The 12,151-nt window shown below is 64.9% G+C and carries 12 protein-coding genes; 4 read left to right on the forward strand and 8 right to left on the reverse strand.

The window, feature by feature from the left end:
* Window positions 1-17: 17 nt before the first annotated feature.
* Window positions 18-1,250, reverse strand: coding sequence for a DEAD/DEAH box helicase (locus AC1DMA_RS10560; RefSeq protein WP_478144146.1), 1,233 nt, complete (start codon window positions 1,248-1,250; stop codon window positions 18-20).
* Window positions 1,251-1,285: 35 nt separating this feature from the next.
* Here AC1DMA_RS10560 and AC1DMA_RS10565 point away from each other — a divergent pair, with 35 nt between their 5' ends.
* The 3 genes from AC1DMA_RS10565 (at window position 1,286) to AC1DMA_RS10575 (ending at window position 3,615) form a co-directional block, all read left to right on the forward strand.
* Window positions 1,286-1,501: a DUF3820 family protein gene (locus AC1DMA_RS10565; protein ID WP_478125017.1), complete on the forward strand. Its 216-nt coding sequence runs from the start codon at window positions 1,286-1,288 to the stop codon at window positions 1,499-1,501.
* 103 nt (window positions 1,502-1,604) lie between these two features.
* Window positions 1,605-2,093, forward strand: a complete 489-nt coding sequence (locus tag AC1DMA_RS10570; protein WP_478125018.1) for a tripartite tricarboxylate transporter TctB family protein — start codon at window positions 1,605-1,607, stop codon at window positions 2,091-2,093.
* 10 nt (window positions 2,094-2,103) lie between these two features.
* A complete protein-coding gene (locus tag AC1DMA_RS10575; protein ID WP_478125019.1) occupies window positions 2,104-3,615 on the forward strand; it encodes a tripartite tricarboxylate transporter permease in 1,512 nt (503 codons plus the stop codon).
* Between the two features lie 34 nt (window positions 3,616-3,649).
* Here AC1DMA_RS10575 and AC1DMA_RS10580 read toward each other — a convergent pair whose 3' ends face one another.
* Window positions 3,650-4,771 (reverse strand): adenylate/guanylate cyclase domain-containing protein, encoded by a 1,122-nt coding sequence (locus AC1DMA_RS10580; protein WP_478125020.1) that lies wholly within the window; start codon window positions 4,769-4,771, stop codon window positions 3,650-3,652.
* A complete protein-coding gene (locus AC1DMA_RS10585) occupies window positions 4,768-7,236 on the reverse strand; it encodes a sensor histidine kinase (protein ID WP_478144147.1) in 2,469 nt (822 codons plus the stop codon). The genes AC1DMA_RS10580 and AC1DMA_RS10585 overlap by 4 nt, the downstream gene beginning before the upstream one ends.
* Before the next feature lie 146 nt (window positions 7,237-7,382).
* Here AC1DMA_RS10585 and AC1DMA_RS10590 point away from each other — a divergent pair, with 146 nt between their 5' ends.
* Window positions 7,383-8,366 (forward strand): ABC transporter substrate-binding protein, encoded by a 984-nt coding sequence (locus tag AC1DMA_RS10590; protein ID WP_478144148.1) that lies wholly within the window; start codon window positions 7,383-7,385, stop codon window positions 8,364-8,366.
* Here the strand turns inward: AC1DMA_RS10590 and AC1DMA_RS10595 are convergent.
* From AC1DMA_RS10595 to AC1DMA_RS10615, 5 genes are all read right to left on the reverse strand, one after another.
* Complete coding sequence (locus AC1DMA_RS10595) at window positions 8,360-8,842, reverse strand: VOC family protein (RefSeq protein WP_478144149.1); 483 nt, start codon at window positions 8,840-8,842, stop codon at window positions 8,360-8,362. The genes AC1DMA_RS10590 and AC1DMA_RS10595 overlap by 7 nt on opposite strands.
* A 61-nt stretch (window positions 8,843-8,903) precedes the next feature.
* Window positions 8,904-9,404: a hypothetical protein gene (locus tag AC1DMA_RS10600; RefSeq protein WP_478144150.1), complete on the reverse strand. Its 501-nt coding sequence runs from the start codon at window positions 9,402-9,404 to the stop codon at window positions 8,904-8,906.
* Between the two features lie 28 nt (window positions 9,405-9,432).
* On the reverse strand, window positions 9,433-10,245 hold the full coding sequence (locus AC1DMA_RS10605) for a class I SAM-dependent methyltransferase (RefSeq protein ID WP_478144151.1): 813 nt from the start codon (window positions 10,243-10,245) through the stop codon (window positions 9,433-9,435).
* Window positions 10,246-10,286: 41 nt separating this feature from the next.
* Entirely contained in the window at window positions 10,287-11,030 is a 744-nt protein-coding gene (locus tag AC1DMA_RS10610; RefSeq protein WP_478144302.1) for a helix-turn-helix domain-containing protein, read from the reverse strand.
* A gap of 157 nt (window positions 11,031-11,187) precedes the next feature.
* Window positions 11,188-12,129 (reverse strand): alpha/beta hydrolase, encoded by a 942-nt coding sequence (locus AC1DMA_RS10615; RefSeq protein WP_478144152.1) that lies wholly within the window; start codon window positions 12,127-12,129, stop codon window positions 11,188-11,190.
* Window positions 12,130-12,151 lie beyond the last annotated feature (22 nt).

The following is a 12,151-nucleotide window of genomic DNA, read 5'->3' on the forward strand; positions in this document are numbered from 1 at the left end:
GGCGCGGGCGAGTGAATTCAGCGCGCGGCGGCGCGCAGCTTGTCCTTTTTGCTCGGCCGCTTTCCCTTGATGCCGCCCGCATTCGAAGCGGGTGCGGCCGGCGTCGCCGTCTCCACGGGCTCGAAGCCTGCGACCCGCTCGCGCGGCACGTTCAGGCCCTGGCGCTTTTCGATGAGCCGGAAGTGCGCCTCAGTGTCGGCGCTGACGAAGCTCACGGCCAGCCCGCTCGCCCCGGCGCGGCCCGTGCGCCCGATGCGGTGGACGTAGTCGACAGCCGAGCGCGGCAGGTCGTAGTTCACGACGACCGGCAACTGGACCACGTCGATGCCACGGGCCGCGAGATCGGTGGCAATGACCGCCTTCACCTTCGAAGCCTTGAAGTCGGTCAGCACCTGCGTGCGCTTGCCCTGGCTCAGCAAGCCATGAAAAGGCTCGGCGTCGACGCCCGCCTTGCGCAGCTTGTCGGCGACGATCTCCGAAGCATGCTTGGTGGCAACGAAGACCAGCACGCGCGGCCATCCACTCTTTTCGATCAGTTGCCGCAACAACTGCGTGCGCCGGCTGGCGTCGACTTCGATCGCGCGCTGCTGGATCGTGGGTTCCTCCGCCGCTTCGGAGGCGACCTCCACGCGGACCGGATTGCGCAGCAACGCTTCAGCCAGCGACTGGATCGCCTGCGGAAAGGTTGCCGAGAAAAGCAGGTTCTGGCGCCGTTCGGGCAACAGCGCGAGGATGCGATTCAGCTCTTCGGCGAAGCCAAGGTCGAACAGGCGATCGGCTTCGTCGAGCACCAGCATCGACACCGTCGACAGCCTGAGCGCGCGATGATCGATGAGATCGAGCAAGCGCCCCGGCGTGGCGATCATGATGTCGGCGCCGCCGCGCAGCGCCATCATCTGCGGGTTGATCGACACGCCGCCGAAGGCGACCGCAATCTTCAACGGCACGGGCAGATGCTGCGCGAGCCCGCGCATGGATTCGCCCACCTGTGCAGCCAGCTCGCGCGTGGGCACCAGAATCAACGCGCGCAGCCGCCGGGGCGTCTGGCGCGGCTCGGCGGCGAGCCGCTGGAGCAGGGGCAGCGAGAATGCCGCGGTCTTGCCGGAGCCGGTGCGAGCCGCGCCCAGCAGGTCGCGCCCCTGCAGGATGGGCGGAATGGCTTCGAGTTGAATGGCCGTGGGCGCCGCATAGCCCTTGTCGGTGGCGGCACGCACCAGGGCGGGATCGAGTCCCAGGGAATTGAAAGACATGGTGAATTGGAACAGCATCGGCACGAGGCGCAAAGATGAGCCCTGAAGACCTCGAACGACTCGTCACGCTGGAGATGCCCTTCGGCAAGTACAAGGGCCGGGTGATCGCGGACCTGCCCGGCAACTATCTCACCTGGTTCGCCCGCGAGGGCTTTCCCAAGGGCGAGATCGGCAGGCTCCTGGCGCTGATGCACGAGATCGATCACAACGGCCTCAAGGGTCTGCTGAAGCCGCTGCGCCGAGGCGGCTGAGCGCCTGGGTGGCCGGCTGGTACGTGGAAGTCCGTACAGCCCTGGTCAGCCAGGAGTCAGGCACGCGGGACGACCCTCGCTCCACAAAACCGAGGAGCGAGACATGCGCGTCAAGAGTCAGGCAGACTTCTTTTCAGGAGTCATGTTCACAGCCATAGGAGCGGCCTTCGCCATTGGCGCGACCTCCTACACCGTCGGCAACGGCGCCCGGATGGGGCCCGGCTACTTTCCCCTCATGCTCGGAATCCTGCTGGCAGTCCTCGGCGCGGCGGTGATGTTCCAGTCGCTGGTGGTCGAGACGGTCGACGGCGACCCCATCGGCAAGTGGGCGTGGAAGCCGCTCTTCTTCGTGCTGGCGGCCAATCTCGCGTTCGGCGTGCTGCTCGGCGGACTGCCCAGCATCGGCGTACCCGCCATGGGAATGATCCTCGCGATCTACGCGCTGACCATCATCTCCAGCCTCGCAGGCGCGCATTTCAAGTTGCGCGACGTGCTCGTTCTTTCGACCATCCTTGCCGTGGGCAGCTACATCGCCTTCATTTGGGCGCTCAAGCTGCAGATCCAGGTCTGGCCCACCTTCGTTTCGGGCTGAGGAGACCACCATGGATCTGATTCAAAACCTTGCAACCGGCTTCGGCGTTGCGTTCACCCTCACCAACCTGCTCTATTGCCTCGTCGGCTGCATCCTGGGCACGCTGATTGGCGTGCTGCCGGGGATCGGGCCGGTCGCGACCATCGCGATGCTGTTGCCGGCGACCTACGCGCTGCCGCCCGTGTCGGCGCTGATCATGCTGGCCGGCATCTACTACGGCGCGCAATACGGCGGATCGACCACCGCGATCCTGGTCAACCTGCCGGGCGAATCATCTTCAGTAGTGACCTGTATCGACGGCTACCAGATGGCGCGGCAAGGTCGCGCGGGTCCGGCACTTGCCGCCGCGGGACTGGGCTCGTTCTTTGCAGGCTGCGTCGGCACGCTGATCCTGGCGGCCTTCGCGCCGCCGCTGACCGAGCTGGCCTTCAAGTTCGGCCCGGCAGAGTACTTCTCGCTGATGGTGCTGGGCCTGATCGGCGCCGTGGTGCTGGCTTCGGGTTCGCTGCTCAAGGCAGTCGCGATGATCGTGCTGGGGCTGCTGCTCGGCATCGTCGGCACCGACGTGAACTCGGGCGTCGCACGCTTCAGCTTCGACATCCCCGAACTGACCGACGGCATCGGCTTCGTGGTGATTGCCATGGGTGTCTTCGGCTATGGCGAAATCATCGGCAATCTTTCGCAGCCTGATGACGAACGCGAAGTGTTCACGTCCGAGGTCAAGGGCCTGTGGCCCACCAAGCAGGACTTCAAGGACATGGCGCCCGCTGTATTGCGCGGCACCGCCCTGGGTTCGGCGCTTGGCATCCTGCCCGGCGGCGGTGCGTTGCTGGCGTCATTCGCTTCGTATGCGCTCGAAAAAAAGATGCGCGGCAAACCCGGCGAAGTGCCTTTTGGCAAGGGCAACATCCGCGGTGTGGCCGCGCCCGAGTCGGCCAACAACGCCGGCGCGCAGACTTCCTTCATTCCGCTGCTCACGCTGGGCATTCCGCCCAACGCCGTGATGGCGCTGATGGTCGGCGCCATGACCATCCACAACATTCAGCCCGGCCCGCAGGTGATGACCAGCAACCCCGAGCTCTTCTGGGGCCTGATCGCCTCGATGTGGATCGGCAATGCAATGCTGATCATCCTGAACCTGCCGCTCATCGGCATGTGGATCAAGCTGCTGACGGTGCCTTACAAGTTCCTGTTCCCGGCGATCGTGCTGTTCTGTGCGATTGGCGTTTACTCGACCAACAACAACACCTTCGACGTGTGGATGGTCGCGGCCTTTGGCTTCATCGGCTATCTCTTCCTGAAGCTGCGCACCGAGCCGGCCCCACTGCTGCTGGGCTTCATCCTGGGGCCCATGATGGAAGAGAACCTGCGGCGCGCACTGCTGCTGTCGCGCGGCGACTGGAGCGTATTCATCACGCGCCCGTTGTCCGCCGGGCTGCTGGCGGCAGCCTGCCTGCTGCTGGGGATCGTCCTGCTGCCATCGATCAAGGCCAAGCGGGAAGAAGCCTTCGTGGAAGAGTGACGAGGCGCGAGACGACGAGGCCCCGGCGCAGTGATCATGCGCCGGGCAGCACCCGCCAGGCGGGCACCTTGCGCTGAAAGCCCTTGAGTTCGAGTTCGCCCGCCTGCTCGGTCGACCAGTCGGGGTTCGGGGACATCTCATGCAACACGCCTTGCACGCGTTGCGAGATGAGGATTTCCCCGGCCGCGGCCTCCGAACAGAGCCGCGCCGCAAGATTGGTCACCGTGCCGATCGCGCCGTAGTCGATTCGCCCATCGAAGCCGATGCCGCCGAGCGTCGCGAAGCCCTGTGCAATGCCGATGCCCATGTGCAGGTCGTAACCGCGCCGGCGCCACTGCACGCTCAGCACGGCCAGTTCCTGCTGCATCTGCAACGCCATGCGCAATGCGCGAACGGGTGCATCGGCAACCGGCTGAGGATCGTTGAAGAAGATCATCATCCCGTCGCCGGAGAAGCGCTCCAGAGTGCCCTCGTGCGCAAGCACCAGGCGCCCCATTGCGGCGTGGTACTGCGCAAGGACCGCCATCACTTCTTCAGGGTCCGCAGTCTCGGTGAAAGCGGTGAAACCGCGCAAATCAAGAAACACCACCGTGATCTCGCGCCGATGGCTCTTCAGCGGATCGTCGGCACCGCCGGCAAGAATGGCCTCCGCCAACTGCGGCGAGAAGAAGCGCTTGAGTTGCCCCACGCGGTCGAGCTGCCGCACGCTTTCGGCGACGCGCTGCTCCAGCGTGGTGTTCCATGCCTGCAGTTCGGCCCTCTGCCGCTGCACCTCGTCGTACAGGGTCTTCACGCGCAAGAGCGATCGCACGCGAGCCAGCAGCTCCGCCTGGTTGATGGGCTTGCCGAGGAAATCGTCAGCGCCGGCGTTCAGGCCGTTCATGCGCTCCTGCTCCGGATTCAGCGCCGTCACCAACACCACGGGCAGGACGCCAAGCGCCGGATCGGCGCGAATGGCGCGACAGACGTCGTAGCCGTTCATGCCCGGCATCATCACGTCGAGCAGCACGAGGTCCGGCGCGTCGGCGGCGATGCGGGCCAGCGCTTCTTCGCCCGATGCGGCCGTGCTGGTGCGATAGCCGCGGGCGGTGAGGATGTCCGAGAGCAGCCTGACGTTGGTCGCCAGGTCGTCGACGACGAGGATGTGCGCGCTCATTCCACAGTCTCCAGTATCTGCAGCGGCAGAACCAGCGTGAAGGTCGAACCTTCTCCGATGCGGCTTTGGACCGTGAGGGTCCCGCCGTGCAATTCCGCGAACCGACGGGCGAGCGACAAGCCCAGGCCGGTGCCCTCCGCCTTGCGCAGATAGTCGACGCCCACCTGCCTGAACTCATCGAACACCACAGCCTGGTCTTCGGGTGCGATGCCCACGCCGGTGTCCGCCACGCTCAGCTCGACCACTGCGCCGTCGAAGCCTTCCATGCGCCGCGCCGTCAGGCTCACGTGTCCACCGGCGGGTGTGAACTTCACCGCGTTCGACAACAGGTTGACCACGATCTGCTTGACCTTGCGCGCATCGGCGATCCACTCGCTCAGGCCCTCCCCGACGTCCAGTGCAATCGAAAGGCCATTGCGCTGGGCGTGCTCGCGCACGAGCGTCAACGCGTTTTCGAGCAGCGAGCCGAAGTCGAAGCAACTGAGGTCGAGCTCCATGCGGCCCGCTTCGACCTTCGAGAGATCCAGCACGTCATTGATCAAGGTCAGAAGGTGCTGGCCCGACGAGTGGATGTCCCTCAAATACTCCATCTGCTTGTCGTTGAGTTCGCCGCACATCCGCTCGGTCAGCACTTCGGAGAAACCGATGATCGCGTTCAAGGGCGTGCGCAACTCGTGCGACATGTTGGCGAGGAATTCCGACTTGTGCTGGTTGGCAATCTGCAGTTGGCGGCTCTTGTCCTCGATCTCCTGGAAGAGGCGCGCATTCTGGATGGCGATCACCGCCTGGTCGGCAAAGGTTTCCACGAGCCGAATCTCCGCATCCGAAAACGGCCGTACCTCTCGTCGCACCACCGCGATGATGCCGAAGGAGGCACCCTCTCGCACCATCGGAACACCGAGCACGGTGCGAAATTGGTGTCGCGATTGAGGATCTCGCGACTCCGGGTATTCGGAATGCACGAGCTTCGAAACGTCGTCGACATGCACTGTGCGCCGTTCGACAAATGCGCGCCCCACCACGGACCCGCGGGTCTGCGGCAGGATTTCGTCGCGGCCGGTGGCAGTGCCATCGTTGACGCCCTGGTAGCCCGTCATCGACCGCAGGTGGTCGCCTTCGGGCAGCCACACCCTGCAGCCATGCGCCCTGCAGAGCACCGCCGAGCGCTCAGCGACCGCCCACAGCACGGGTTGCAGATCCGTCGGCGATCGGCTGATGACCCTGAGGATCTCCGCCGTGGCGGTCTGGTATTCGAGCGACGCGGTCAGTTCGGCAGTGCGCTGCTCGACTTTGCGTTCGAGTTCGCCGTACGACTCGCGCAGCTGCGCCGACATGCGATTGAACTGCTGCGCGAGCCCTTCGAGTTCGTCGCCTGTGTCCACGACGATCTTCTGGTTCAAGTCCCCCTGGCCGATGCGGCGCGCGCCCCTTGCGAGCGTGCGAATCGGCTGCACCATGCTTCGAGCCAACGCCGATGCGGCCAGCGCGGAAATCGCCAGGCCGGCCAGCAGCAGCAAGGCAGTGCGCAGGATCGATGCGTTCAGCTTGGCGTACACCTCGCCAATCGGTTGTTCGACGAAGACCTTCCAGCCCAATGACGGGATTGGCGCCACCGAAGTCAACACCGTCGCGCCTTGAAGATCGCGCGAGACCATCGCTTCTTCTTTCTGTGCAACATCGGCCGCGGCCGCCTGCACGTGCGGCAAGGACGAAAGACGGGTCTTGCGCAGCACCAGGCCGATGTCAGGGTCGGCCACGAGCAGACCATTGCTGTCGACGACGTAGGCCTTGCCTTTCTGGCCGATCTGGATGCGCGAGACCACTTCCCAGATGAACTTGAGGTTCAGCTCGGCCACGGTGACCGGCCCCTTCTGGCCACCGGCGCGTATGGCGACCGCCATGTAGGGCTCGGTGTCGCGGTTGAAGTACACGGGCCCGAACCAGGTCGCGTCCGCCAGGGCATCGCGGAAGGGCGCCTCCGGCGACCGATCCTTGCCTGAACCCAGGACGTCCATGCCCAGCCGCGATACAGAGATCTGCTCGCGGCCCATTGGATCGAGCTGCGCGATGTCGGTCACCTCGGGTGCCTGCCGCATCAGACGCCAGAACTCCGTGCGCCGCGATTCCAGGTCCGACGCATCGAGCTGCGCCAACGACGCGTACGCCAGTTGCTGCGAAATCTGGTCCACATACTGCGCGATCCGCGAAGCCGCACCCAGGGCCTTTTCGTGCTGCACGCTGGCCAGGGCCGCCTTGCTCTCCTGATACGAAAAGTAAAGACCGATCGCGCTCGACGCCAGCAGCACACTGGTGACCAGCGAAAAAATCAGCAGCAGGTACTTGCGAAACAGACGCCCGCGATGAATGTCTCGCGATGCAGGCGAAAACATCGTGAAGCGCCGACCCGGGGTCGCCGGCGCGAGTTCGCCCGAGAGCGAAGCGGGGGACGAATCCGGGATGGGCATGGCCGTTCCATTGGACATCGCCCATCCAACAGTGGGAAGACGGCAGGACGGGTAGGCCTATTGGCCGACCCCGCCACCTCGCGCGCGGCACAGTCGGTGGCGCAGAATCATTTCCCGGCGGGGGCCGGTCGATGAGGAGACTTCTGATGCGCAGTAAGTTGGGCTCGCTTCTTCTCTGCGCTGCGCTGGCGCTCGCTGGTTCTTTCGCGCAAGCGCAGCAGACGAAGAAGATGCCGCACATTGGCTATCTGGCGGCCGTTTCGGCGACGGCGGACGCGCCGCGCCTGGAGGCATTTCGCCAGGGTCTCCGCAATCTCGGCTATGTCGAAGGACAGAACATCCTGATCGACTACCGGCACGAGAGTCAGGACCTGCAGCGCCTTCCCGCCCTCGCCGCCGACCTGGTGCGCATGAAGGTCGACGTGCTGGTCACTGTGACGACGAACGCCGCGCAGGCAGCGAAGCGGACGACTTCGACCGTGCCGATCGTCTTCATGGGCGTGACCGACCCCGTCGCCACCGGACTGGCCGAGAGCCTGGCACGCCCCGGCGGCAACAGCACCGGCGTCACGAACGTGGCGGCCATCCTCACGGGCAAGCGGCTGGAGCTTCTCAAGGAGTCCGATCCGCGCATCGTGCGGGTGGCGGTGCTCTGGGACCCGGACGCGCCGGGCTCCGTCCCTCAGTGGGAAGCTAGCCAGGTGCCTGCGGAGAAGCTGGGCCTGCAGCTCTATTCGATGCAAACCAGCAGCCCCGACAGCTACGTGGCAGCGTTCAAGCAAGCGGTGGCGGCGCGTGCCGATGCGGTATGGGTCACGCTGAACCCAGTGGCCAACTCCAACCAGAAGCTGATCGCGGAACTGGCCATCGAGAACGGACTGCCCTCGATCTGCGCGCGTGGAGACTACGCCGAGAACGGCTGCCTCATGGCCTACGGTCCCGGCTACGGCAATGAAGGCAAGGACGGGGCTCGGTACGTCGATCGAATACTCAAGGGCGCCAAGCCCGCCGACTTGCCGATCGAGCAGCCGACGAAGTTCGAGCTGATCGTGAACCTGAAGACGGCGAACCGCATCGGCTTCAGGGTGCCGCAGGCCGTGCTGAATCGGGCGGACAAGGTGATTCAGTGACCACGCCAAGCCGCCTCGATCGCGGCGACGTCGATCTTTTGCATCGTCATCATTGCGTCGAAGGCGCGCTTGGCCGCCGCGCGATCAGGGTCGGCCATTGCGGCCAAGAGGATGCGCGGTGTGATCTGCCATGACAGTCCCCAGCGGTCCTTGCACCAGCCGCAGTCGCTCTCTTTGCCGCCATTGCTGACGATCGCGTTCCACAGGCGATCGGTCTCGGCCTGGTCGTCGGTCGCGATCTGGAAAGAGAACGCCTCGTTGTGCTTGAAGATCGGGCCGCCGTTCAAGCCGATGCAGGGGATGCCTGCGACAGTGAACTCGACAATCAGCACATTGCCTTCCTTGCCGTCCGGGTAGTCGCCCGGCGCGCGATGAATGGCGCCCACGGAGCTGTCAGGAAATGTTTGCGCGTAGAAATTCGCGGCATCGACGGCGTCCCGGTCGTACCACAGACAAATGGTGTTTTTGCTGGTCAACTCATGTCTCCTTGAGAGTGGGCCGCAAATTGTGCATGCATTGTGCCAATCGCAAAAGCCGCTACTTCAGCTTCTCGTCTTCCTTTTTCGCTTCGGCCATGGCTTCGGGCTCCAGCTCTTCCGCCGAGCGGTTGAGCCGGATGAAAACACCCCAGCCGATCAGGATCACCCCGACCGAGCACAGCGTCGCGGCCGCGTAGAGAAGGAGTTCCGGCGCCTCTCGGGCCTTGAAGGTCCCCACCAGCCCTTCGACCGCCACAGCGACCACGATCACGACCATGAAGCGCGAAAGAAACCTTCGCACGCGGGTCGGGGCGCTGATGTGGGCGTCGCGGACGACCTCTTCCTCGGCGATGGTCTGGGAGATCTGCAAGGCGACCACGGCCGCCGCCAGCAGGCCCATCGCCTCGATGATGGTCTCGGCCGCCGCGGGCTCCAGTCCCTCGGCAAAGGCCGCCCAGGTCACGCGCGCGGCGATCGCGATCAGCATCAAGGCTGTCATGGCAAACAGGAAAGCCATGAACGCATGGATCGCCGAGTAGACGCGAAGGAGCAGTTTCATGGTGGGCTCACCGAAATGCGTGCCGTCGCTATCCCGCCGCCACGATCACATGCGCCTGGATCTTGCCCGCCACTTCCCCTTCTCCATGGCGGCTGGCGATCATCTCGGCCGCGCGGTCTGTCACCCGCTGAAGCAGGCTGGCATCGCGCGCCTCGATCTCGTTGCGCAGCGGCGTTCCCTGGCAGTAGGCGGAGGCGGCGTCGCGCGCCGACGGGGCACGGCTCACCTTCTCGTGAGTCTCGATGTCGATGTGCGCGAACCCTGCGCGGGCCAGTTCGTCGCGGATCAGTGCGACGTCGTGGTAGCCATGCGGCGTGCGGGCAAGGAACCGCGGAGGGTCGTGAGGGAACGCCGCAGCGGCTGCCTGAGTGACTTCATCGGCAAAGGCGTTCTCTTCGATGCGGTCCCAGACGCTGAAGACAAAGCGCCCGCCTGACTTCAGTACGCGGCGCGCCTCGGCATAGCCGGCCACCCGGTCGGGAAAAAACATCGCTCCGAACTGGCAGCAAACGACGTCGAACGCGGCATCCTCGAAAGGCAGGTGGAGCGCGTCGGCCTGTCGCCATTCGATTCGGCCATCGGATCCCTGCCGAGTCGCGGCGTAGTCGAGCATCGGCTGGTTGAGGTCAGTCACCACGTAGCGTGCGTCGGCACCGAGTCTCGGCGCAAGCGCCCGCGTGACCACGCCACTGCCAGCCGCGGTCTCAAGCACCTCAGTAGGTGAAAAGCGGGCGACAAGCTCCGCCGTGTCCGACGCGTAAGCCTGGAAGATCAACGGGACCATCAGCGTGTCGTAGAACATCGGGATGGAACCCGAGAACACCTTGTCACTGTCAGCCATGAGACCCCCTTTGCCCTTGGGCGGAGTGGTTAGTCAAGCTCTCACTGGTAAACCGCGAGCCGCCGCGACCCGGCCAGGATGTCGCTCGGTCGAAGACCGTACACCTGCCGAATCGAATGGCTGAAGTGGGTCGAATCCGGATAGCCCGCGTCGAGGGCGATGTCAGTCAGCGTGCCTGCCTGCCGCACATGGCGAAGCAGGCTGCGCGCCCGCTTCCAGGCACGAAAGGCGCGGAAGGTCACGCCGGTTTCCTGCTTGAACAGATGCAGGAAGCGCGAGAACGACAGCTTCACGGCAGCAGCGCATTGTTCTGCCGAAGCCTGAGCCGCAGGGTCGGCATTGATGCGATCGATCACGGCGCGAATGCGCGCGTCAATGGTCCGCGGCACCAGCGGCTGATCGAAGAAGAGTTCATCGAACTCGAATCCGTCGAAGCACCCGCTGCCCGAAGCGGCGAGCAACCGGGCGTGCGCTTCGCGCACCCGCAGCACGAAGGCCGGCGCATTCACCGGCCCGCAATGCTGCAGAAACCCAGGCAAGCGCGAAGGGTCGACGGATTCGGATTCGATCAGCAGATTGAGGACCAGCCGTTGATCGGTCGTGACCTGGTGCGGCACCTGGGGCGGGACCACGAGCAGTTCACCACTTTGCCAAGCGCCGCCGCCGATGCGGATTCGCAGCGGCGCATCGTTGGGTGCGACGTAGATTCCGTGACCGCCGAGGCTGCGCTCCGCGGCAGCGCCCAGCAGGCCGGCATAGAACACCCGATGCGTCGAGAGCCACATGAGACGCTCGCCGCCGCTGTGGCCGTTCGGTGCGCCCGACGTCGATGGCCTGCTGGTCAAGTGGCATCTCCTTTGATCGTTCGGTCCTTCGAACCTTTGAGACGCATCGTAGCGGCGGCACGAATCCCGGCGCGCTCACCGGTGCGGGGACTTTCCCTTACGGCCGGAGCACCCGGCGCAACTCGGCCGCACAGAGCGCGACCGCAGTGTTCGCTTCATCGAGGATCTTGCCCATGAGGACGAAGCCGTGGATCTGCCGCTCGAAGCAAACGTAGACGGCGGAATTGCCCGCTTCGGTCAACGCTTCGGCGTAGGCCGCGCCTTCGTCGCGCAACGGGTCATAGCCCGCGGTGAGCACCAGCGCTGGCGGCAGTCCTCGAAGTTCTTTGTGCAGCAGCGGAGAGGCACGCCAGTCGGTATCGTCCTTGGCGTCGGTGATGTAGTGGTCATGAAAGTACGCGATCGTGTCGCTGGTCAGCACGTACCCCTGGCCATTGGTGGTGTGCGAGGGATGGACGCACCGCATGTCGGTGGCCGGGTAGATCAGCAACTGAAATGCAACGGGCAGGTCGCCCGCATCGCGAGCGGCGATGGCAACCACCGCTGCCAGGTTGCCGCCGGCGCTGTCGCCGCCAACCGCCAGACGGCTGGCGTCCACACCGAGTGCCGCCGCTTCCTTGCGCACCCATCGCGTGGCGGAGAGCACGTCGTCCACAGCGGCCGGAAATCGATGCTCCGGTCCCATCCGGTAATCCACCGCGACGACTGCGCAGGCCGACTGATTGGCCAACTCGCGGCACAGCGTGTCGTGCGTCTCGAGGTCACCGATCGTCCATCCACCGCCGTGGTAGTAGACGAGCACCGGCAGCCTGCTGTCACCCCTTGAGCCCAACGGCCTATAGAGGCGCATCGGAATCGGTCCGCCCGGGCCTTCCCCGCTGAAATCCCGTACTTCGGCAACATCGGGCGGCGCAGGCTGGGTGATGGCGCGGCGCTCGCGATAGAACTTGCGCGCGTCCGCGACCGTCAGCGTGTGCGTCGGCGGCACGCCCTTGCTTGCGAGCAACTCGATGAAAGCCTTGGCTTGAGGATGCAGCATGAAGGTCTCCGATGAGGTGAAG

Source organism: Variovorax sp. 05N34, assembly GCF_056397405.1.